The 21231-nt window shown below is 69.3% G+C and carries 19 protein-coding genes; 1 reads left to right on the plus strand and 18 read right to left on the minus strand.

Features of this window, described 5'->3' with window-relative positions:
- Positions 1–7 precede the first annotated feature (7 nt).
- The gene (locus BST15_RS14200) at positions 8–418 is read left to right on the plus strand and encodes a DUF5078 domain-containing protein (protein WP_046188926.1); all 411 of its coding nucleotides are present in this window, start codon (positions 8–10) and stop codon (positions 416–418) included.
- A 4-nt stretch (positions 419–422) separates the two neighbouring features.
- Here BST15_RS14200 and BST15_RS14205 read toward each other — a convergent pair whose 3' ends face one another.
- The 18 genes from BST15_RS14205 to mraZ form a co-directional block, all read right to left on the minus strand.
- On the minus strand, positions 423–755 hold the full coding sequence (locus BST15_RS14205; protein WP_046188914.1) for a hypothetical protein: 333 nt from the start codon (positions 753–755) through the stop codon (positions 423–425).
- 65 nt (positions 756–820) lie between these two features.
- On the minus strand, positions 821–1627 hold the full coding sequence (gene wag31 / locus BST15_RS14210) for a DivIVA-like cell division protein Wag31 (RefSeq protein WP_046188915.1): 807 nt from the start codon (positions 1625–1627) through the stop codon (positions 821–823).
- Between the two features lie 408 nt (positions 1628–2035).
- Positions 2036–2326 (minus strand): YggT family protein, encoded by a 291-nt coding sequence (locus BST15_RS14215; protein ID WP_019735026.1) that lies wholly within the window; start codon positions 2324–2326, stop codon positions 2036–2038.
- 70 nt (positions 2327–2396) lie between these two features.
- Complete coding sequence (locus tag BST15_RS14220; RefSeq protein WP_046188916.1) at positions 2397–3065, minus strand: cell division protein SepF; 669 nt, start codon at positions 3063–3065, stop codon at positions 2397–2399.
- Positions 3066–3220: 155 nt separating this feature from the next.
- Complete coding sequence (gene pgeF, locus BST15_RS14225; protein ID WP_046188917.1) at positions 3221–3928, minus strand: peptidoglycan editing factor PgeF; 708 nt, start codon at positions 3926–3928, stop codon at positions 3221–3223.
- A gap of 10 nt (positions 3929–3938) precedes the next feature.
- On the minus strand, positions 3939–5102 hold the full coding sequence (gene ftsZ, locus BST15_RS14230) for a cell division protein FtsZ (RefSeq protein ID WP_046188918.1): 1164 nt from the start codon (positions 5100–5102) through the stop codon (positions 3939–3941).
- Positions 5103–5313: 211 nt separating this feature from the next.
- Positions 5314–6297, minus strand: coding sequence for a cell division protein FtsQ/DivIB (locus tag BST15_RS14235; protein WP_308214585.1), 984 nt, complete (start codon positions 6295–6297; stop codon positions 5314–5316).
- Positions 6294–7778, minus strand: a complete 1485-nt coding sequence (murC, locus tag BST15_RS14240; RefSeq protein ID WP_046188927.1) for a UDP-N-acetylmuramate--L-alanine ligase — start codon at positions 7776–7778, stop codon at positions 6294–6296. The genes BST15_RS14235 and murC overlap by 4 nt, the downstream gene beginning before the upstream one ends.
- 61 nt (positions 7779–7839) lie before the next feature.
- Positions 7840–8985, minus strand: a complete 1146-nt coding sequence (murG, locus tag BST15_RS14245) for an undecaprenyldiphospho-muramoylpentapeptide beta-N-acetylglucosaminyltransferase (protein ID WP_046188920.1) — start codon at positions 8983–8985, stop codon at positions 7840–7842.
- 4 nt (positions 8986–8989) lie between these two features.
- Positions 8990–10519 (minus strand): putative lipid II flippase FtsW, encoded by a 1530-nt coding sequence (gene ftsW, locus BST15_RS14250; RefSeq protein ID WP_370759850.1) that lies wholly within the window; start codon positions 10517–10519, stop codon positions 8990–8992.
- Positions 10516–11994 (minus strand): UDP-N-acetylmuramoyl-L-alanine--D-glutamate ligase, encoded by a 1479-nt coding sequence (murD, locus tag BST15_RS14255; protein ID WP_409366542.1) that lies wholly within the window; start codon positions 11992–11994, stop codon positions 10516–10518. The genes ftsW and murD overlap by 4 nt, the downstream gene beginning before the upstream one ends.
- A 1-nt stretch (position 11995) precedes the next feature.
- Positions 11996–13075, minus strand: a complete 1080-nt coding sequence (mraY, locus tag BST15_RS14260) for a phospho-N-acetylmuramoyl-pentapeptide-transferase (protein WP_046191240.1) — start codon at positions 13073–13075, stop codon at positions 11996–11998.
- A complete protein-coding gene (locus BST15_RS14265) occupies positions 13072–14577 on the minus strand; it encodes a UDP-N-acetylmuramoyl-tripeptide--D-alanyl-D-alanine ligase (protein WP_046191241.1) in 1506 nt (501 codons plus the stop codon). Before BST15_RS14265 ends, mraY begins: the two co-directional genes overlap by 4 nt.
- Entirely contained in the window at positions 14574–16136 is a 1563-nt protein-coding gene (locus tag BST15_RS14270) for a UDP-N-acetylmuramoyl-L-alanyl-D-glutamate--2,6-diaminopimelate ligase (protein WP_046191242.1), read from the minus strand. The genes BST15_RS14265 and BST15_RS14270 overlap by 4 nt, the downstream gene beginning before the upstream one ends.
- Before the next feature lie 176 nt (positions 16137–16312).
- Complete coding sequence (locus BST15_RS14275; protein ID WP_083071011.1) at positions 16313–18334, minus strand: peptidoglycan D,D-transpeptidase FtsI family protein; 2022 nt, start codon at positions 18332–18334, stop codon at positions 16313–16315.
- Positions 18331–19434, minus strand: coding sequence for a cell division protein FtsL (gene ftsL / locus BST15_RS14280; RefSeq protein WP_409366543.1), 1104 nt, complete (start codon positions 19432–19434; stop codon positions 18331–18333). Before ftsL ends, BST15_RS14275 begins: the two co-directional genes overlap by 4 nt.
- Positions 19431–20633 carry a 16S rRNA (cytosine(1402)-N(4))-methyltransferase RsmH gene (gene rsmH / locus BST15_RS14285; protein ID WP_083071013.1) on the minus strand — a complete coding sequence of 401 codons (1203 nt, stop codon included), beginning with the start codon at positions 20631–20633 and terminating at the stop codon, positions 19431–19433. The genes ftsL and rsmH overlap by 4 nt, the downstream gene beginning before the upstream one ends.
- Positions 20608–21039, minus strand: a complete 432-nt coding sequence (gene mraZ, locus BST15_RS14290) for a division/cell wall cluster transcriptional repressor MraZ (protein WP_024440488.1) — start codon at positions 21037–21039, stop codon at positions 20608–20610. Before mraZ ends, rsmH begins: the two co-directional genes overlap by 26 nt.
- Between the last annotated feature and the right edge of the window lie 192 nt (positions 21040–21231).

Genomic DNA, 21231 nt, shown 5'->3' on the forward strand with positions numbered 1-21231 from the left:
GACCGCGATGCTGACCGGCGCGCTGGCCACCGCCGGCGTTGCCGCCGCCGACGCCACCGACGACTATCCGATTCCCCACCGGATCCTGCGCACCCCCTGCACGGCGGAACAGATCATGGCCGCCGCCCGCGACGTCGAGCCCGTCTACTTCCAGCGCTACATGATCGACTACCACAACAAGCCGGCCGCCGACCAGCAAGGCGCCCAGGACAGCATCCACAGATTCTTCGCCATGGATTACGCCGGTCGCCGCCAATACGCCGAAGACACCGCCACCAACGCCTTCTTCGAGCTCATGTCCTGGCGGTGGCCCAACTGGGCCAAACTGTTCTTCAACAACAAGGGCGTGGCCGCTCGCACCACCGAGAGCTGCCTGAACTATCCAGCCGACGACATGTCGATCTGGGACTGGCGCTAGGAGATCAGTCGGCCGGGTGCGCGGCCGGCTCGTCGTCGGCCTCGGCGGTCACTTCGATCTCTTCAGCGTCGAATTGTGCGACCTCGGCCGGCTCGGGGCTTTCGTCGTCACCGTCGGCGTCCCCGTCTACGGCCGTCTCGGGGTCTGCCTCCTCGACGGCATCCTGCGCGGGGCGGGTGTTCGCACGCCGCTCCCTCAACCCGTCCACGATGAGCAGCAGCACGCCCAGCAGGCTCGCGCCGATACAGACCCACGCCACCAGGGCGTTGCTGGTCACCACGGCGAACACCAACGCTGCCAGGCCGACTACCGCCAATACCAATGCGATGACCAGCATCGAATCCCCTCCAGTCCGACGGGCGAACTACTCGAATCCGCGGTGCGGCGGCTCGATTCTGACGGTCAGTTGGTACCGCGGTTGAAATGGTTGAACCCGCCACCGTCTCCCGAGGCACTGCTGTCGACCGGGGCGGCCGAACCCCGCTGGCCGAGCTCCTCGAGCTGGGATTCCAGGTAAGTCTTGAGCCGGGTGCGGTATTCACGCTCAAAGGTGCGCAGCTGCTCGAGGCGGCCTTCCAGCACGGTGCGCTGCTGGTTGATGGTGCCCATGATCTCCGAGTGCTTACGCTCGGCGTCGGCCTGCAAAGCATCGGCCTTCTCCTGCGCCTGGCGCAGTTGGGTCTCCGAGCGGGTCTGAGCATCGGCCAGCATCGCGTCGGCCCGCTGGCGGGCCTCAGTGACCGTGGTCTCGGCGGTCTGGCGTGCCTCGGTGAGGATCTGGTCGGCGTTGGCGCGGGCGTCGGCCATCAGCTTCTCGGACTCGGCGCGCGCGGTGCCGGTCAGACGGTCCGCGGTGTCCTGGGCCAGGCTCAGTACCCGTGCCGCCTTGAGGTGCTGCTCCTCGGTGGACACATCCAGCGCGGGCTGTGCGGCCACTACAGGCTGCGGCGGTGCCACCGGCTCGGGGACGGGCTCATAGACCGGGATCGAGGGGGCGGGGTGCGACGCACCACCGGCGCGGGCCGCGGTCAGGTCCTGGTCGAGCTCGCTGATCCGCTGGCGCAGGTCGGCGTTCTCCTCGATGAGCCGGGTCAGCTCGGTCTCGACCAAGTCGAGGAAGGCGTCGACCTCGTCCTCGTTGTAGCCGCGCTTGCCAATCGGCGGTTTGCTGAACGCGACGTTATGTACGTCGGCCGGTGTTAGTGGCATCGTCTGCCCCCTCGTCGAGTCAGGTAGTAGTTAGCGCCGATCGGGCACGGGTAGGTCGACCGGAAATACGCTAGCCGTGTGTAACTGCCGTCCATCCTGTCACATCCGCCGCTTCGCCCGGCAATGTGAATGATATTAAGAGTGAATTTCAAATTGCTGCCACAAAAATCACGCTTTGGCAAACGGATGCTCTGAGGGCTATCAGAGGTCCCGGCCTGCACACGGGGCCCCTGACCTCCCACAAGGGGGCTGAAACCGGCTGGACCAGCACCGCAGGCCACCGGGGCCAGCTGCGAGCGGGACGGACCCCTCGGGCACGCGGCAGCAAAGCCCTGGCGCGCCCACGCTCGCAGAATGTGATTTATTTCGCGACGCGGCCAATCGTGTCGCGCGGGGCGCCGCCCGGGATCACGCCGCGTGCTGCAGCGCCAGTTCCATCCCGACGAAGGCGATCAGCAACAGCACCATGATCGACAGATCGATGCGCACCGCACCGATGGTCAACTGGGGAATGAGGCGTCGCAGCAGCTTCACCGGCGGGTCGGTGATGCTCATGATCAGCTCCAGAATCACCACCGTGGCACCCCGCGGATGCCAGTCACGGCTGAAGGAGCGGATGAACTCGATGACGATTCGGGCGATCAACAACAGCCAGAAGACAAACAGCGCGATACCGAGAATCGTGAAGAACAGCGCCAACGGAGTGAGACCTTACTGACGAGGGTGGGCCCGCATCAGCAGCGCTGACCGGCTCGACTGCCGTTCCAGCCTACCGATAAGCGTAGAAGCCGGTCTCGGCGATGCGGCGGCGCTCCTCCGGAGAGACATCGACGTCGGCCGGCGACAGCAGAAACACCTTGGTCGCGACCTTGTCGAAAGAACCCCGCAGGGCGAAGGCAAGGCCCGCGGCAAAGTCGACCAGCCGCTTGGCGTCGGCGTTGTCCATCGACACCAGATCCATGATCACCGGGGTGCCGTCGCGGAATCGCTCGCCGATGGTGCGTGCCTCGCTGTAGTCCTTGGGCCGCAGCGTGGTGATCTTCGACAGCGGGCTGCTCTCATCGAACATCTGGGCCATCCGCCGCGGCTCCATCGCCAGGGCGCCGCGGGTGGAACCACGCAGCGAGGAGAACCGGCGCTCGAAGTCGCGGGGACGCTCGAACTCACGGGCACGGTATCGGGGCTCGCGGGGGTCCTCCTCGTAGCCGCCGCGGTAGCCGGCCGGGGCGTCGTCATAGTCACGGTCCTCGAAGCGGTCGTCATAGCGGCTCTCCGAGCGGGCAGCGACCCGGTCGAAGACGTCTTCACCGAACCGCTCGGACCGGGGTGCGTAGTCACGCGACCCGGCGCGGTCGTCGCCGTCTTCGTAGTAGTCGTCGTCGTAGTCCTCCATTGGAGCCATCCCGAAGTAGGCCTTGACCTTGTGGAGTGTGCTCATCCTTGGACCCTTCTAGGCTGATGACTGTGATGAAGGTGTGACTGAAGTGACTAATAACGGTGACGGTAACGGCAGCGAGCGCGATGACGTGGCACCGACACGCGGACACCTCCCACAGGTTTCACCCGCCCCCGCCAGCGACCTCTACCGCGGGCTCATTCCAGCCAGATGACCGACGCCAGCCGACCGGTCAGCCCGTCACGCCGGTGACTGAACAGCTTCGGATCCGCGGCCGTGCAGCGGGGGTCGGCATCGATGGCCACGACACCCAATTCCCTTAGCTGACGTGCGATTCCGGCGCGCAGGTCCAGGCCGGGTGTGCCGGCCGACGTGACGGTGCGACTGCCCGGAAGCGCCGCCTCGACCTCGTCTGCCATGGCGGCGGGCACCTCGTAGTGCAACCCGCTCACGGCCGGGCCCAGCAAAACCGAGACGTCGCCCACCCGAGCACCCGCCGAGAGCATCGTCTCCAGGGTGCGAACCACCACGCCGCGCTGCGCGCCCACCCGTCCGGCATGCACCGCCGCGACCACCCCGGCGCGGGCGTCGGCCATCAGCACCGGAACGCAGTCCGCGGTCACCACCACCATGGCCAGCCGGGGAACGGTGGTCACCAGTGCATCGGTCTGATCGACCGCGCCCTCGCGTGGCTCATCGACCACCACCACCTGATCGCCGTGCACCTGGTTCATCCAGACCAGACGGTCGGACCCCAGCCCGGTGGCCTTGGCCAGCCGGGCCCGGTTGGCCGCCACCGCGGCGGGGTCGTCACCGACATGGTCGCCGAGATTGAAGCTGTCGAACGGAGCCTTGGACACCCCACCGGAGCGGGTGGTGGTCACCCGCCGGATGCGAAAAGTCATGGGTGTGAGGCTAGTGCCGCATGAACGGCGGAACGTCGACGTCGTCGTCATCGACGCCGTCATCGCCGTTGCGGCCACCGACGCTGACCGTCGCACCGTTGGTGGCGGGGGGAACACCGACCGCATCCACCGGGTCGAACAACGACGAGGTGACCTTGCCGGCCTGTCCGGGCGCCATGGCGTGCCGGGCAGCTCCGGGCGTACCGGTCACCGGCTTACGGCCGGAGCCTGCCGAGTCGAAGCCGGCCGCGATCACCGTCACCCGCACCTCGTCGCCGAGCGAGTCGTCGATCACCGTGCCGAAGATGATGTTGGCCTCGGGGTGCGCGGCGTCCTGCACCAGCGATGCCGCCTCGTTGATCTCGAACAGCCCCAAGTCGCTGCCGCCGGCGACCGACATCAGCACGCCCTGGGCGCCCTCCATCGAGGCTTCCAGCAGTGGCGAGTTGATCGCGATCTCAGCGGCTTTGAGTGCCCGGCCGTCGCCGCGGGCCGATCCGATGCCCATCAACGCCGTACCCGCGCCGCTCATGATGCCCTTGACGTCGGCGAAGTCGACGTTGATCAGGCCGGGGGTGGTGATCAGGTCGGTGATGCCCTGCACACCGTTGAGCAATACCTCGTCGGCACTGCGGAACGCGTCCATCAGCGACACCTGGGCGTCGCCCATCTGCAGCAGCCGGTCGTTGGGGATCACGATCAGGGTGTCGCAGCTCTCGCGCAGGGCGGCGATGCCCAGTTCCGCCTGGTTGCCGCGCCGCTTGCCCTCGAAGGAGAACGGCCGGGTGACCACGCCGACGGTCAGCGCACCGAGCTTGCGGGCGATGGTGGCCACCACCGGCGCGCCGCCGGTGCCGGTTCCGCCACCCTCGCCGGCGGTGACGAACACCATGTCGGCGCCGCGCAGCAGCTCCTCGATCTCGTCCTTGGCGTCTTCGGCGGCCCGACGACCCACTTCGGGGTCTGCGCCGGCGCCGAGGCCGCGGGTGGATTCACGGCCGACGTCGAGCTTGACGTCGGCGTCGCTCATCAGCAATGCCTGTGCGTCGGTGTTGATCGCGATGAACTCGACGCCCTTGAGCCCCTGCTCGATCATCCGGTTGACGGCATTGACGCCGCCACCACCGATGCCCACGACTTTGATGACGGCCAGATAGTTGTGCGGTGGGGTCATCGTTCGTCTTCCTCCCTGGTGGGATTGGAGTCCTCTCTGGGGCCGGGCTTGACGCGAAACTCGCCGAACTGCCTTCGGTTAAACCCTCAACCTCAACCAAAGGCTTAGAGTTATGTCAAGTTGTTCCGTGCAACCGCCACAGTAGGGCCGGCTCGGTCGTCCGCGGCGCCGACGCGCCGAAACACGCCCCGCGAATTTTCCAACCGCCGCACTACCGAACGGTGGGCAGGTCCGGACTCGACACGTCATAGGTGTGACCGGGCTGGGTCAGCAGGGCCGCCAACTTCTGGGCCTTCTCCGCGGTCCGATCGGTATTGCCCCACACCACCACCCGGCCGTCGGCCAGAGTCAACGTGATCGACGACACCGACGGGGCCGCCACCCGGCTGATCTGCCCCGCGACGTCAGGCGCCAGAGCCGTCATCACTTGCAAGGCCGCCATGCTGGGCGGATCGGTGGGGCCGGGATTCTCCACGTCGAAGAACGGCAGCATCGACGGCGGCGCTCCCGTCGCGAAATCGACGCCGTCACGGTCGAACAGATGCGGGCCGTCGGGGTAATCCTTGTACACCACCGGGACCCGCTCGACGATCTCGATCCCGAGCACCGAGGGATACTGCCGCTGAACCCGGGTGCTGGCCACCCGCCGGATGGTCGCGACCCGCTCGGCCACGCTGCCGGTGTCGATCTGCAGCAGCGGAGTACCGGCCTGAACGCGCGCCACGTCCAGCACTTCCTCCCGCGTCACCGCCACGATCCCGGCGACCTCGATCTCCCGCACCGACATCAGCGGGGTGAAGTACAGGATGAGCCCGATCCCCACGACCAGCGCACCCGTCAGGAATGCGGCCAGCACCATCTTCAGGCCCCGAATCGTGCCCCGGGGCACGCCTTTGGGCGCCTCGGTGGATCCGGCACGCAGCTTCCGCTTGGCCTCCCTGCGGGCCTGCTCGATCGCCTCGGCGCGTGCCTGCGCCGCGCGCCGCTCCGCGCGTTCCCGGCGAGCCCGCCGACGGGGCCCCTCCTCCTCGGCAGGCTCGCCCTCGGTCGATTCTTCGCCGCCGGCTTCTTCCGCGGCGGACTCGTCGCCCGCGCCGGCCTCTGGGGCATCCGCCGGCGGGGCCGGCGTGGCCTCCTCGTCGGGGGTGCCCCCGACGTGTTCCGGGTTGTCTGGGACCTCGGGAGGCACGCTCACAGCGCGCCCGGGTGCTCGGAGCCGCTCCGATCTGCCCGCGCTCGCAGCGCGGTGACGATCTCCGGGCCCAATACGGTCACATCGCCGGCGCCCATGGTGACGATCACGTCGCCGGGACCGGCCGCGGCCGCGACCGCCTCGGGCACGGCCGAGAAGTCCGGCAGGTAATGCACTGGCACACTGACGTGTTCGGCGACGCTGGCCCCGCTGACTCCGGGCAACGGCTGCTCACGCGCGCCGTAGACGTCCAGAACGAAGACCTCGTCGGCACGGTCCAGAGACCGGCCGAACTCCGTGGCGAACTCCTGCGTGCGCGAATACAGATGGGGTTGGAACACGACCAGGCTGCGCCCGGTGCCCCGCTCGTCGAGCAGGGCGCGGACCGCGGTCAGCGTGGCGGTGATCTCGGTGGGATGGTGGGCGTAGTCGTCGAAGACCTGCACCGGCCCGGTGCCGCCCGCCGAACCGACCAGTTCAAACCGGCGCCGTACCCCGTCGAACCCGGCCAATCCGTCGAGCACGCCGTCCAGCGGCGCGCCGACCTCGACCGCGGCCAGCAGCGCACCCAGCGCATTGAGGGCCATGTGCCGCCCGGGCACCGACAGGCGCATCGACCGGCGCTCGCCCGTCCCGGGCAGTGCCACCTCGGCCAGCGCCCCGGTACCCCGCTGCTCCCAACTGACCAGCACGCCGTCGAGCGCGGACGTGCCGGTTCCTGCCGATCCATACCGCAACACCCGAATACCCTGCGCCGCAGTGCGGTCCGCCAACTCGGCGCCGCCGGGGTCATCGACACAGATGACCGCTGCCCCACCCGGAGCGATGCGCTCGACGAACGCGTCGAACACCTGCGTGTACGCCTGCGCGCTGCCGAAGAAGTCGAGGTGATCAGCCTCGATATTGGTCACCACCGCGACGTTGGGCGTGTACTCCAGCAGCGAGCCGTCGCTCTCGTCGGCTTCGGCCACGAACAGCGGGCCGCTGCCGTGATGGGCATTGGTGCCGGCTTCAGCACCGGCAGAGCCCAATTCACCGCCGACGGCGAAGGAAGGATCAAGTCCACAGCGCTGCAGGGCGACCACCAGCATGGACGTCGTGGTCGTTTTGCCGTGAGTGCCGGTGACCATCAGCGTGGTGCGGCCCGCCATCAGCTTCGCCAACACCGCCGGACGCAGCACGACGGGGATCCCGCGGCGCCGCGCTTCGACGAGTTCGGGGTTGGTCTTGGGGATCGCCGCGTGCGTGGTGACCACCGTGGTGACCCCACCCGGCAGCAGGTCCAGGGCAGCGGCGTCGTGGCCGATCCGCACCTGTGCACCGCGTGCCCGCAAGGCGTGAATCCCGCGGGACTCCTTGGCATCTGAGCCCGAGACCAGCCCGCCGCGGTCCAACAGGATGCGGGCGATTCCGGACATGCCCGCTCCCCCGATGCCGACCATGTGTACCCGGCTCAGCTCCGGGGGTAATTGCGAGGCGCTCATGCCGCTCACTGGCCGCCCCTCGCTTCGCTCGCGACGTCCAGTGCGACCGTACCCATGCCGCTCACTGGCCGCCCCTCGCTTCGCTCGCGACGTCCAGTGCGACGGAAGCCACGCGCCGCGCCGCCTCCGGATGTCCGGCCAGCACCGCTGCACTGGTCATCGCCGCCAGCCGTGCGCTGTCGGTGAGCAGTCCGGCGACGGTGTCTGCCACGAAGTCCGGGGTCAGCGCCGCGTCGTCCACCAGGATGCCGCCGCCGGCGTTGACGACCGGCAGCGCATTGAGGCGCTGCTCACCGTTACCGATCGGCAGTGGCACGTAGACGGCGGGAAGCCCGACCGCCGACACCTCGGCGACCGTCATCGCACCGGATCGGCAGATCGCCAGGTCTGCCGCCGCATAGGCCAGGTCCATCCGGTCCAGGTACGGCACAGCGACGTAGGGCGGATCGCCCGCGGCCGGCCTCGGCAAGTCCAGGGTGTTCTTAGGACCGTGTGCGTGCAGCACCGAAACTCCTGCGGCGGCAAGACCTTTGGCCGCACCGGCGACAGCGTTATTGATCGACCGGGCACCCTGGGATCCACCGAAGACCAGCAGCACCCGAGCGTCGTCGGCGAAGCCGAACTCGGCGCGGGCCGCCGCGCGCAATGCGGCCCGGTCCAATCTGGTGATGGCTGCCCGGACCGGCACCCCGACCACCTCGGGGCGGGCCAGTCCGCAATCGGCGACGGCCGAAAGCACCCGCTGCGCACCCCGGGCACCGACCCGGTTGGCCAGCCCAGCACGCGCGTTGGCCTCGTGGATCACCACCGGAACACGCTTGGCGCCCAGGCCCCGGGCCGCCAGATACGCCGGCAATGCCACGTAGCCCCCGAAGCCGATCACCACATCAGCCTGCACGTCGCGCAGCACCGCCCGGGTCTCGCGGACGGCGCGCAGCACCCGCACCGGCAGCCGGGCGAGGTCGGCGTTGAGCTTGCGGGGCAACGGCACCGGGGTGATCAGCCGCAGGTCGTAGCCGCGGGCGGGCACCAGCCGGGTCTCCAGCCCACGGGCGGTGCCCAGCGCTGTGATGCGGACGTCGGGGTCCAGCGCGCGCAGCGCGTCGGCGACGGCCATCGCGGGCTCGACGTGGCCGGCCGTGCCGCCGCCGGCGAGAACTACCGATAATGGCGCACCGCGGTCCGGCTTGTTGACCGAGTCGTTCACTCCGCTATCGCTGACCTTCCAGTGCGCGTACGCGCCCGCCGGTCGGACGCGCCCCGGCGTGACGCCGGCCGCCCCCATTTTGCCCTGTGCGCCCTGCGCCGTGACTGGCTGCCCGTGCCGACGACTGTGCGGCGGGGCGCTGGCGGGCCGCTCGGGCCGGCGGGCGCTCGGCGGTCCGGGCACGCGCTCCCTGTTGCGGACGCGACCGGAGCCGGTCGCGCAGCGCCTCAAGGCGCGTCGGCGAGTACGGCTCGGGCAACGGCAGCCGCAGCATCCGGTTCATCCTGTCGTCTTGGCCCGCGCGCAGCGCCGCCACCGCCTCCGGCTCGTGCCGGGCCGCGTTGGCCATGATGCCGATCATGAACAGCGTTGTTGCCGTGGATGTTCCACCCGCAGATATCAACGGCAGCTGGATTCCGGTGACGGGCAACAGGCCGATCACGTAGCCGACGTTGATGAACGACTGCCCGATGACCCACATCGTGGTGGCGGCGGTCAGCAGCCGCAGGAACGGGTCCGCGGAGCGCTTGGCGATCCGCATGCCGGTGTAGGCGAACAGCCCGAACAGGGCCAGTAGCCCGAAGCCCCCGATGAACCCGAGCTCCTCACCGATGATGGCGAAGATGAAGTCGTTGTGGGCGTTGGGCAGGTAGTTCCATTTCGCGGTGCCCTGCCCCAGGCCGTCGCCGAAGATACCGCCGTTGGCCAGGGCGAACTTCGCCTGGCGGGCCTGATAGCCGGTGTTCTGCGGGTCGGAGTCCGGATCGAGCCAGGACCGCACCCGGTCAGAGCGGTAGCCCTCGGAGATCGCCAGGATCGCCGCGGTCGACACCACCGCGAACAGCGAGCTGGTGAAGACCTTGAGCGGCAGGCCGGCGTACCACAGCAGCGCCAGCAGAATGATGCCCAACGAGACCGTCTGCCCCAGGTCGGGCTGAAGGAGGATCAGTGCCAGCGCGACCACCGCGGCCGGCACCAGCGGAACGAGCATCTCGCGCAGCGTCGCCCGTTCCATGCGCCGGCTCGCCAACAGATGTGCGCCCCAGATGGCGAACGCGATCTTGGCCAGCTCGGAGGGCTGCATGGAGAAGCCCGCGATGACGAACCAGCCGCGGGAGCCGTTGGACAAGGTGCCGATGCCGGGGATCAGCACCAGCACCAGCAGCACGATGGTGAAGGCGAATCCGGGAAATGCCATGCGGCGCATGAAGCGGACCGGCATGCGCAATGCCACGTAGCAGCCCACCAGCCCGACCACCGTCCAGATCACCTGCTTGCCGAAGATCCGCCACGCGGACCCGTCGACGCCATAGGACTCGACCCCGGAGGCGGACAGCACCATGATCAGGCCGAGCGTGGTCAGCAGCGCCGCCACTGCGACGATCAGATGGAACGACGTCATCGGCCGGCCCAGCCAGGCGCCGAACCGGGTGCGCGGCTCGGTCGGGGCCGGCTTGTCCGGGGTGGCTTCGTCGGATGTGGCGCCGTCTGCGGCTGCGGCATCCCGCCGCAGCCGGGCCAGGATGCCGATCACGCCGATCCTGCCGCGGCGCGCGCCGCGTCCGCGAACGCGTCACCCCGGGCGCCATACCCGGCGAACTGGTCGAAGGATGCCCCGGCCGGGGCCAACAGCACCGTGTCACCGGGCCGGGCCAGCTCGCGGGCGGCGGCCACCACCGCCGTCATCACCCGCGAGCCCAGCGTCTCGTTGACCCCATCAGTCACTCGCCTTACATGAGTAACTGGAGACACAGCAGTATCACCCATATCAATATCCTCGCCCGTCACAACGTGGACGACGGGGACATCCGGTGCGTGTCGTGATAACGCCTTGGCAACCTCGCCGCGATCGCGGCCGATCAGCACCGCGCCGGCCAAGTGTCCGGCGATTCTGGCGACGGTCGGCTCGATCGACGCGCCCTTGAGCAGGCCGCCGGCCACCCAGATCACCCGCGGATGGGACAGCACCGAGGCTTCGGCCGCGTGCGGGTTGGTGGCCTTGGAATCATCGACATAGCTGACACCGCCGTCGACGACGATCAGCTCGGCGCGATGACGACCCACCTCGAACGACTCCAGCGCAGCCGCGATCGCCTCGGCAGGCACGTCGACACTGCGGGCCAAGGCGGCGGCCGCCAGCGCGTCCAGGATCCCTACGGCCCCGGGCACCGGGATCGACACCACCGGCGCCAGCGCCACGTTGTCGGCGAAGGCGCGGTCGACCAGCATGCCGTCGATGACGCCCAGCTCACCCGGCGCCGGGCGCCCGAGCCGGAATCCCACCTTCACCGGGGCGGGGGCGGTGTCGCGCAGTGCCGCGGCAGCGGCGTCGTCCATGCCGACCACCGCCACCCGGCCGGCTAGCGCCCGGGCCTTGTCGGCGGTGTAGGCGGCCATGCTGCCGTGCCAGTCGAGGTGGTCCTCGGCGATGTCGAGCACCGCGCCGGCCTCCGGGCGCAGCGAGGGAGCCCAGTGCAGCTGGAAACTCGACAGCTCCACGGCCAGCTCGTCGCCCGGCTCCCCCAACACGTCCAGCACGGGATCGCCGATGTTGCCGCACAGCTGGGCACGCCGACCCGCAGCCACGAGCATCGCGTGCAGCATCGAGGTGGTGGTGGTCTTGCCGTTGGTGCCGGTCACCACCAGCCAGCGCCGCGGTGTCCCATAGTGACCGGTGGCATCGAGTCGCCAGGCCAATTCCACGTCGCCCCAGATCGGCACTCCAGCCGACGCGGCGGCAGACAGAACCGGCGTGTCCGGCCCGAACCCGGGACTGGTGATCACCAGCGCGTAATCGCCGACCCGCGCAGCGGCCTCGTCCGGGCGGCACGTGGTGAGCTCGGGGTGCGCGCTCAACGCGGCAGGGTTGTCGTCGCACAGCGTCACGTCCAGACCGAACGGCGCCAAGGCGGTCACGATGGCCCGGCCGGTGATGCCTGCGCCGGTGACCAGGACCCGGGCGCCGCCGGACAGCAGGCTCAGCCCCTGCGGGCCCGCTCCGCCAGACACCTCAGCCGCCTACGGCGGTGAACCACTCGCCGTAGAACATGGAGACACCCAACCCGCAGGCGATGGCGGTGAGCAGCCAGAACCGGATGATCACCGTGGTCTCGGCCCAGCCGGCCAGCTCGAAGTGGTGATGGAACGGGGCCATCCGGAACACCCGGCGGCCGGTGGTGCGAAACGCCAGGATCTGTACCACCACCGAGGTGATCTCGGCGACGAAGAGCCCGCCGAGCACCACCGCGAGGATCTCGGTACGGGTGGTGATCGACATCCCGGCGATCACGCCGCCCAGCGCCAGCGAGCCGGTGTCGCCCATGAAGATCTTCGCCGGTGCGGCATTCCACCACAGGAACCCGATGCACGCGCCGGCAGTCGCCGCGGCGATCAGGGCCAAGTCCAGCGGGTCACGCACGTTGTAACAGCCCAGACCGGGCGCGATAGCGCAGGCGTTGCGGTGCTGCATCACGGTGATCAGCACGTAGGCGGCACTGACCATCGCCATGGACCCGGCGGCCAGGCCGTCCAGCCCGTCGGTGAAGTTGACCGCGTTGGACCAGGCGCTGACGATCACGATGACGAAGAGCACGAACACAGCCGCCGGCAGCGTGACGGTGGCGATGTCGCGCACGTAGGACAGCTGCAGGCTGCCCGGGGTCAGCCCGGAGCCGTTGCGGAAACACAACACCAGCAGACCGAACAGGGTGGCCGCGGTGACCTGGCCGATGGTCTTGGCGGTCTTGTTCAGACCAAGGTTGCGCGACCGGCGGATCTTGATCAGGTCATCGACGAAGCCCACTCCACCCAGCGCGGTGGCCAGCCCCAACACCAGCAGGCCCGACGCCGACGGCCCGGTGCCGTAGAACACCAGCCCGGCCAGTTCGGCCGCCAGGTAACCCGCCCAGATGCCGGTCACAATGGCCACACCGCCCATCGACGGGGTGCCGCGCTTGCGCTGGTGGCTGGCCGGGCCGTCCTCGCGGATCTCCTGTCCGAAGCCCTGTTTGGTGAACACCCGGATCAGGACCGGGGTCAGCAGGATCGCGACCAGCAGCGCGACTCCGGCCGCGATCAGGATCATTATCATGGGCGATCTCCTGGCTCTTCGCTGGTCAGCGCCTGCGCCAATGAGGTCAGCCCGGCGGAGTTGGAGGCCTTGACGAGCACCACGTCGCCGGACTGCAGTTCGGCGCGCAACAGGGCAAGGGCAGCGTCGACGTCGGGCACCGCGGTGGCTTCGGCACCCCAGGATCCCTCCATGACCGCGCCGTGCAGCATCGCGCCCATCGATCTCCCTACTCCGACGACAATGAGACGAGAGACATCTAAGCGCACGGCGAGCCGTCCGATGCGGTCATGCTCCGATATCGCGTCCTCGCCCAGCTCGGCCATCTCCCCCAGCACCGCCCAGCTGCGCCGCTTGGCCCCCGGAATATCACCGCGGGCGATCCAGGCCAGCGCCTGCAGCGCCGCACGCATCGAGTCCGGGTTGGCGTTGTAGGAGTCGTCGATCACGGTCACGCCGTCGGCGCGGGTGCTGACCTGCATCCGGTGTCGCGACGCCGGTCCGGACCCGGCCAGGGCGTCGGCCACCTGTTGGGGTGTGGCACCGCACTCCAGGGCCACCGCGGCGGCGCACAGCGCGTTACCGACCTGATGGTCACCGGAGACCCCGAGCCGCACCTCGGATTCGCCGGCGCCCGAGTGCAGGGTGAACCGGGGGCGCGCCAGCTCGTCGAGCGTTACCGGCCCGGCCCACACGTCAGCGGAGTTCGAGCGGCTGACCCGCACCACCCGCGCGGCCGTTTTGTCGGCCATCGCGGCCACCGCCGCGTCATCGGCATTGAGTATCACCACACCCGTTTCCGGAACAGCTTGTGCCAGCTCGCCTTTGGTCTCGGCTATCGCCTCGCGGGAGCCGAACTCCCCCAGGTGTGCCGTCCCGACGTTGAGCACCACCGCGATCTGTGGCCGGGCGATCTCGGCCAGCGCGGCGATGTTGCCGCGATGCCGTGCCGACAGCTCCAACACCAGGTAATCGGTGTTCTCGTCAGCCCGCAGCACCGTCCACGGGTGGCCCAGTTCGTTGTTGAACGACCCCGGCGGCGCTATCACCTCGCCCAGCGGCGCCAGCACCGTGGCGATCAGATCCTTGGTGGAGGTCTTGCCCGACGACCCGGTGACGCCGATGATCGTCAGTCCCCTCGCGGCCAGCGCCGAGGACACCGCGGTGGCCAGCTTGGCCAGCGCGGCCAGCACCGCGGCACCCGATCCGACCGCGTCATCATGCTCCAGCGCACCGGACCGGCTCGGAGATGCCGGCTCGGCCGGGGTCACGACGATCGCCGGGACCCCCACCGGGCGGGCGGCCAATACCGCCACCGCGCCGGCGGCCACCGCCGACGCGGCGTGATCGTGGCCGTCGGCCCGCGCGCCGGGCAGCGCCAGGAACAACGAACCGTGACCGATCCGGCGAGAGTCGAATTCCACTGTGCCGGTGACCATGGTGTTCTCGGCCTGCTCCGGGGTGATGTCTGCCAGCCGGCCGCCGACGATCTGGGCGACCTGCGCGACACTGAGCGCGATCATCGATGCTCCTCGCGCGCTTCCAGCGCCGCCGCCAGCTCCACCCGGTCATCGAAGGGCTGGGTCTGCCCCGCGGCGGTTTGTCCGGTCTCATGCCCCTTGCCCGCGATCAGCACCACGTCCCCGGACCGCGCCCATCGGACCGCATGCTCGATCGCGGCCCGCCGGTCACCGATCTCGACCACCTGGGCAGCACCCGCGGCCGCACCGGCCAGGACCGCCCGGCGGATGTCGGCGGGGTCTTCGCCGCGTGGGTTGTCATCGGTCACCACGACCAGATCGGCGGCCTCGGCGGCGATCCGTCCCATCGGCTCGCGTTTTCCGTGGTCGCGATCACCGCCGGCGCCGAACACCACCGCCAGCCGGCCCGCCGTATCGCGCAATTCCTGACGCAGGGTCCCCAGCACCGCCGCGAGCGCCCCCGGTTTGTGGGCGTAGTCGACCACAGCCAGAAAATCCTGACCGCGGTCGATGGGCTCCATGCGTCCCGGCACTCGCGCCTGGCGCAGGCCGGGCGCGGCCTGCTCCGGAGAAACGCCGACGGCGTCCAGAATCGCCAGCGCCACAAGACAGTTGGCGACGTTGTAGTCGCCCGGAAGTCCGATGCCGATCGGGTGGTGCACTCCCGCGGGGTCGACAGCGAGGAACTCCCGGCCGCCAGATCCGCCCGCGCTCGCCTGCTCCAGCCACCAGTCCGCCGGCCGGCCCGAGGCACTGACGGTGATCGGCCCGGCCGCCCGCGCCGCCATCGCCGCGCCGGCGTCGTCGTCCACACAGACCACCGATCTGGCGGCGTGCAGCGGAGAGGCCGGATCGAACAGCCGGGCCTTGGCCTCGAAGTAGTCCGCCATGGTGGGGTGAAAATCCAGATGATCGCGCGACAGGTTGGTGAAGGCGCCCACCGCAAATCGGATGCCGTCGACACGCCCCAAGGTCAGGGCATGGCTGGAGACCTCCATCACCACGGTGTCCACGCCGCGCTGCGCCATCACCGCCAGTAACGCTTGCAGAGCCGGCGCCTCGGGGGTGGTCAGCGCGCTGGGCAGGTCGACGCCATCGATGCGCACACCCACAGTGCCGATCAGGCCGGCGGAGCGGCCCGCCGCCCGAAGCCCGGCCTCGACCAGATAGGTGGTGGTGGTCTTGCCCGATGTCCCGGTGATTCCGATGATCGTGAGCCGCTCGCAGGGATTTCCGTAGACCTGTGCGGCCAGTCCGCCGAGCACCGCCCGCGGATCCGGGTGAACCAGTAGAGGTGTACCGGACACTGCTGCGCTATCACCGATCTCGGCCATCCCGGCACCGTCCGAGAGCACCGCGGCGGCGCCCCTGGCGAGGGCATCGCCGACGAACCGTGCCCCATGAGTGGCGGCACCGGGCAGCGCCGCGAACAGGTCCCCCGGCCGCACATCCTGGGCGCGCAGGGTCAGACCGGTGATCGGCACATCCGGCACCACGTCGCCCGTCACCGCCACCGCCCCGATCTGGGCCGCCAGCGCACGCAGCGACGAACCCGCACCGACATCGGGTCGCAGAGCAGCAGGCACCGCGATCACCTCCATCCGCTGCGGTCCGGTCGTCAAGATCGGCCCTGAGACTACCTAGGCGGACCGTGACCATGGTGCAGGCGATCCGGCATACGCCGACGGCGCGTCGTGGCGGCGGCCGTCACCGGGGTCCAAGAGGTGCCTCGGCTCAGCCCTCAGAGCGGGGTAAGGCCGGCACGCCACGTGATCGGCTACATCGCCTGCAGCACCAGAGGCGGCCCGGGGTCGGGCGACAACGGCACGTTGTGACGTTGCAGCAACCATCCGGCGATGTTGTGGAACAGCGGAGCAGCGGAGGTGCCCGGCGAGCCGTCGGCCGCGCGGTGCGGGTTGTTCATCATCAGACCGATGACGTAGCGCGGATTGTCCGCCGGTGCAATCCCGGCGAAGGTGATCCAGTAGACGTCGTTGTAGTAGCAGCCACAGGCCGGGTTGATCTGCTGAGCCGTGCCGGTCTTTCCGGCGATCTGGTACCCGTCGACGGCGGCCTGCCAGCCGGTGCCCTGCTGGACGCCGGTGGGATCACGCTGCACCACCGAACGCAGCATGTTGCGGACGGTCGCCGCGGTCTGCTCCGACACCACCCGAACGCCGTCGGGGCGCGGCTCCTCGGTGCGGCTGCCGTCGGCGGCGATCGTCGCCTTGATGATCCGCGGTGGAATCCGCAGGCCATCATTGGCGATGGCCTGATACATCCCGGTCATCTGCAGCAGTGTCATCGAAAGACCCTGGCCGATAGGCAGGTTGGCGAAAGAACTGCCCGACCATTGGTCCACCGGCGGAAGCAGACCGGCACTCTCACCGGGAAGAGCGACGCCGGTGCGCTGCCCCAGTCCGAACTTCTCCGCCATCTCGAACCAGCGCTCGGGTCCCACCCGCTGCGCCAACATCAGGGTGCCGACGTTGGAGGACTTCCCGAAGACGCCGGTCATGGTGTACGGCGCGACTCCGTGCACCCAGGCATCACCGACGGTGACATCGGCGATGTCGATCGAACCGGGCACCTGCAGTACTTCGTCGGGGTTGCCCAGGCCGTATTCGATGACCGAGGCGGCGGTGATGATCTTGTTGACCGAGCCGGGCTCGAACGGCGAGGACACCGCCGGATTGCCGAGCTGGCGGTCCTCCTGACGCCCGATGTCCTGGGACGGGTCGAAGGTGTTGTCGCCGGCCATCGCCAGCACCTCACCGCTGTGCGCGTCCAGCACCACGGCCGTGACGTCGTGTGCGCCGGTGACGTTCTTGGCCTGCTGCACCTGCTGCTGCACGTAGAACTGAATGTCGTCGTCCAGGGTGAGCTGAATGGTCGAGCCGTTGACGGCCTTGTGCCGGTTGCGATAGCTGCCCGGGATCACCACGCCGTCCGAACCGCGGTCGTAGGTGACCGAGCCGTCCGTGCCGGCCAGCACGGCGTCCATCGAGTCCTCCAGGCCCAGCAGGCCGTGGCCGTCCCAGTCGATGCCACCGATGATGTTGGCCGCCAGGGATCCGCCCGGGTACTGCCGCAGGTCTTGGCGCTCGCTGCCGACCTCCGGGCATTTCTCGATGATCTGCTCTGCCACCGCCGGGTCCACGGCACGGGCGAGATAGACGAAGGTCTCGTTGCTGCGCAACTTCTTCAGCAGCGCAGCGGAGTCCGGCTTGTTGCCGAGCCTTGTCGAGATCTCCTTGGCGATCTCCTGAAGCCGCAGCTGCGGATCGGGCGCCGACGGGTCCTTCTTCTTGGCGTCGGCCAGCTGTTTGCCGATCTTGACCGGCTGGAAGGACAGCGCGCGGGCCTCGGTGGTGAACGCGAGCTTGTCGCCGGTGCGGTCGATGATGTCGCCACGCATCGCCTGTTGGACGTCGGTGACTTTGAGTTGTCCGGCGGCTTCGGCCCGCAACCCGGAGGCCCGGGGAACCTGCAGGTAGAAGAGTTGGGCTGCCGATAGAGCCAGCACCAGGAAGATGACCGCGTTGCCGGTGCGGTGCCGGAACACGAACGAGGCGCTGCGCAGACCCATCTCGGTGGCCTGTCGGGTACGGCGCTCACGGGCCGAGTGCCCCATTGCCGGGGCAACTTTCGGCGCCTTAGCCTTGGGGGCCTTGGCGGCCTTGGCCTCTTTGGCCTTTTTGGCCGGCGGGGCGGCGGCGCGGCGGGTCTTTCGCCTGTCGGCCGCGCCCGAACTGTCGGCGCGGCGCGCCGGTCCGGTTCCCCGCTCGGTCCGTGTCATCGCGCGGCCCCGGGAACCGTCGGTGCGCCCACGGCGTCCGGTGGCAACAGGAGTTGCGGCCGCAGCACGGTCTCGGGCGGCACCACTCCGGCCGGCGGCAGCACGGTCGCCGGCAGCCCGGCACCTTCCGGGGCAGGCGCCGCCTGCACAGGCACTTCCGGCCCGGGCGGCACCGCGGCGGGCGGGATGCCCCCGTGTTGCGGTGCCAGCAGCGGAATGTCCTGCGCGCCAGGACCCGGGAGGGGGCCGGCCATGGGTATGCCGGGAGCGCCGGGCAGACCGGGCAGGACCAGCGGTGCGCCGGGCACCGCGGGAGCCGGTGGCACCGCGGCGGGCAGATGGCGACTGTCCAGCTTGGGCGCGCTCGGCGGCAGGCGAACGGGGACCTCTGCCGGCGGCGCCGCGTCGTCGGGCAGCTTGGTGTTCAACGGCGGCGGCGGCATTCCCTCGGCGGGCTTGGGCACACCGACGACCACCCAGTTGCCGACCGGGTCCTGAACCAGGTGCGCGGTGTCGCGGCTGGGGATCATGCCCAGTTCGCGTGCCGCCTCGGCCAGCGCCGGCGCGGACTCTGCGGTGAGCACGTCACGCTCAAGCGCTTCCTTCTGCTGAAGCAGCACGCGGTTGCTTTCCCGGATGCTGCCCAGCTGATAGGACCGTTCAGCAGCATCGGTCGAGAGCCACAACGTGATTCCCAGCCCGACGGCCAGCGCGCCGATGATCAGCACAACGAAGGGAACCTTGGCCGCCAGGGTGCGCGGCCGCAGGTCAACCGAGGCCAGCTTGGCGACCAGGCGTTCGCGCAGGGGAATGCGGACGACCTTGGGCGCCTTGGCCTTCCGCGCCTTGGCGCGCGCCTTGGCCTGTTTGGTGCTCTTCGCCGGCACCGGTCGAGCATCGGGGCGAAGCGGTGTCGTCTTGAACGGGCCAGACCGGGGCCGAGACTCCCGGCCCGGGGTGGGTGCGCTCCCGCGCTGCCGGCGCGAGCCCCGCGCCTGCGCCGACTCAGTGGCACGCCGCGGGCTGGTGCGCGTGGTGCCCTCGGGGCTGCGGCGGCGGTCGCCCTGCCCCGGCGCCGGTGTGCGCTTGGTCGCCATCACTTCCCCCTCGCTGCCACGATCGCCCCGGCCTGCACCCGCTCGACGGCACGCAGCCGTACCGAACCCGCCCGGGGATTGCGCTCGACCTCGTCCGCCTCGGCCCGCTCAGCTCCCCGAGTCAGCGTCGTGAACTTCGGTTCATCGCCGGGCAATTCGACCGGCAATCCGACGGGTGTACGCGATGCGGTCGCGGCGGCGAAAAGCTGCTTGACGATCCGGTCCTCCAATGACTGGTAGGCCATCACCACCACGCGTCCGCCCACTGCGATGGCTTCCAGTGCCGCCGGCAGCGCCTCCCGAAGCGAATCCAGCTCCCCATTGACCGCGATCCGCAATGCCTGAAACGTGCGCTTGGCCGGGTGGCCCCCGGTGCGCCGCGCAGGTGCCGGAATCGCCTGGTAGAGCAGCTCGGTCAGTTCGCCTGTTGAAGTGAAAGGCTTCTGCGCCCGTTGGCGCACGATGTAGGAGGCGATCCGTGAGGCGAATCGCTCTTCACCGAAGCGGCGCAGGATGTCTGTCAGTGCCGCTGCGTCGTAGGTGTTCACGATGTCTGCCGCCGTCAGATCCGCCTGCGGGTCCATCCGCATGTCGAGCGGCGCGTCCTGGGCGTAGGAGAATCCCCTCTCGACCCGGTCGAGCTGCATCGAGGACACGCCCAAGTCGAACAACACGCCGTCGACCGATCCGGTTGCACCCAAGCCTGATTCGGCCAGTGCGGCGCTGATCCCGTCGTAGCGGGTCCGCACCGTGTGCAGTCGATCACCGAATCGGGCCAGCCGGGCACCGGCGATGTCGAGCGCGGTGGTGTCGCGATCCAAACCGATGACGCGCAGTCCGGGAAACTCAGTCAGAAACCGCTCGGTGTGACCACCGGCGCCCAGGGTGGCGTCGACCAGAGTCGCGCCCCGCCCGTCGGGCGAACGCCGAGTCAGTGCCGGGGCCAACAGCTCGACACAGCGGTCCAGCAGAACCGGCACATGTCCGAATTCGCCCTGCTCGGCCACAGCAACACCTCCCTGTTGCGGCCAGTGAATTGCGCGAGAAGCGGCCTGTCGGCGAGCGGCTCGCCCGCAGGCCCTTACCTCGAGGTCCCTGCCCGACGGCGCGAACCTGACGTTGGGGAAGTACGTCAGGGTCGGTTCGGACAGAGGCCACGAGGCACGGGCGTGCGCCTCAGATGATGTCGCTGAGTGCTTCATCGCTGGCCGCGGAGAAGTTCTCTTCGTGCGTCTGCTGGTAGTCGCTCCAGGCCTGCGCGTCCCAGATCTCCAGGTAATCGACCGACCCGATGACCACGCACTCCTTGGAGAGGTTGGCGTAGCGACGGTGATCGGGCGACAAGGTGATCCGGCCCTGGGCGTCGGGATGCTGTTCGTCGGTGGCCGCGGCCAGGTTGCGCAGGAATGCTCGCGCGTCCGGGTTGCTGCGCGAAGCCTTGGCCGCCCGGCGGGCCAACTGCTCGAACTCCGCCCGGGGATACACGGCCAGGCTGTGGTCCTGACTCTTGGTGACCATCAACCCTCCCGCCAGTGCGTCCCGAAACTTCGCGGGCAGTGTCAGCCGCCCCTTGTCGTCGAGCTTGGGCGTGTAGGTGCCGAGGAACATCGGCCACCTCCCACTCTCGACGTCGTCAGCCCACGATACCCCACAATCCCCCACTACGCACCATTTCTTAGGTCCATTCCACCCCTACGCCCCACCAAACGGGTGATTTTGTGTCCAGAACGTGGCGGCACCCCACCAGCCGGGAGCTAAAACACCAGTTCACACACAGTGGACGCAAAGTGGGGCGAGGTG

It is taken from the genome of Mycolicibacter arupensis (genome assembly GCF_002086515.1).
Lineage (GTDB): Bacteria > Actinomycetota > Actinomycetes > Mycobacteriales > Mycobacteriaceae > Mycobacterium > Mycobacterium arupense.

Excerpts from the sequence above, each read along its gene's own strand:
- BST15_RS14200 (WP_046188926.1), top strand. The coding sequence starts at position 8 with ATGCTGACCGGCGCGCTGGCCACCGCCGGCGTTGCCGCCGCCGACGCC.
- BST15_RS14205 (WP_046188914.1), bottom strand. The coding sequence starts at position 755 with ATGCTGGTCATCGCATTGGTATTGGCGGTAGTCGGCCTGGCAGCGTTG.
- wag31 (WP_046188915.1), bottom strand. The coding sequence starts at position 1,627 with ATGCCACTAACACCGGCCGACGTACATAACGTCGCGTTCAGCAAACCG.
- BST15_RS14220 (WP_046188916.1), bottom strand. The coding sequence starts at position 3,065 with ATGAGCACACTCCACAAGGTCAAGGCCTACTTCGGGATGGCTCCAATG.
- pgeF (WP_046188917.1), bottom strand. The coding sequence starts at position 3,928 with ATGACTTTTCGCATCCGGCGGGTGACCACCACCCGCTCCGGTGGGGTG.
- ftsZ (WP_046188918.1), bottom strand. The coding sequence starts at position 5,102 with ATGACCCCACCGCACAACTATCTGGCCGTCATCAAAGTCGTGGGCATC.
- murC (WP_046188927.1), bottom strand. The coding sequence starts at position 7,778 with ATGAGCGCCTCGCAATTACCCCCGGAGCTGAGCCGGGTACACATGGTC.
- mraY (WP_046191240.1), bottom strand. The coding sequence starts at position 13,075 with ATGATAATGATCCTGATCGCGGCCGGAGTCGCGCTGCTGGTCGCGATC.
- BST15_RS14265 (WP_046191241.1), bottom strand. The coding sequence starts at position 14,577 with ATGATCGCGCTCAGTGTCGCGCAGGTCGCCCAGATCGTCGGCGGCCGG.
- BST15_RS14270 (WP_046191242.1), bottom strand. The coding sequence starts at position 16,136 with ATGGAGGTGATCGCGGTGCCTGCTGCTCTGCGACCCGATGTCGGTGCG.
- BST15_RS14275 (WP_083071011.1), bottom strand. The coding sequence starts at position 18,334 with ATGACACGGACCGAGCGGGGAACCGGACCGGCGCGCCGCGCCGACAGT.
- rsmH (WP_083071013.1), bottom strand. The coding sequence starts at position 20,633 with ATGAAGCACTCAGCGACATCATCTGAGGCGCACGCCCGTGCCTCGTGG.
- mraZ (WP_024440488.1), bottom strand. The coding sequence starts at position 21,039 with ATGTTCCTCGGCACCTACACGCCCAAGCTCGACGACAAGGGGCGGCTG.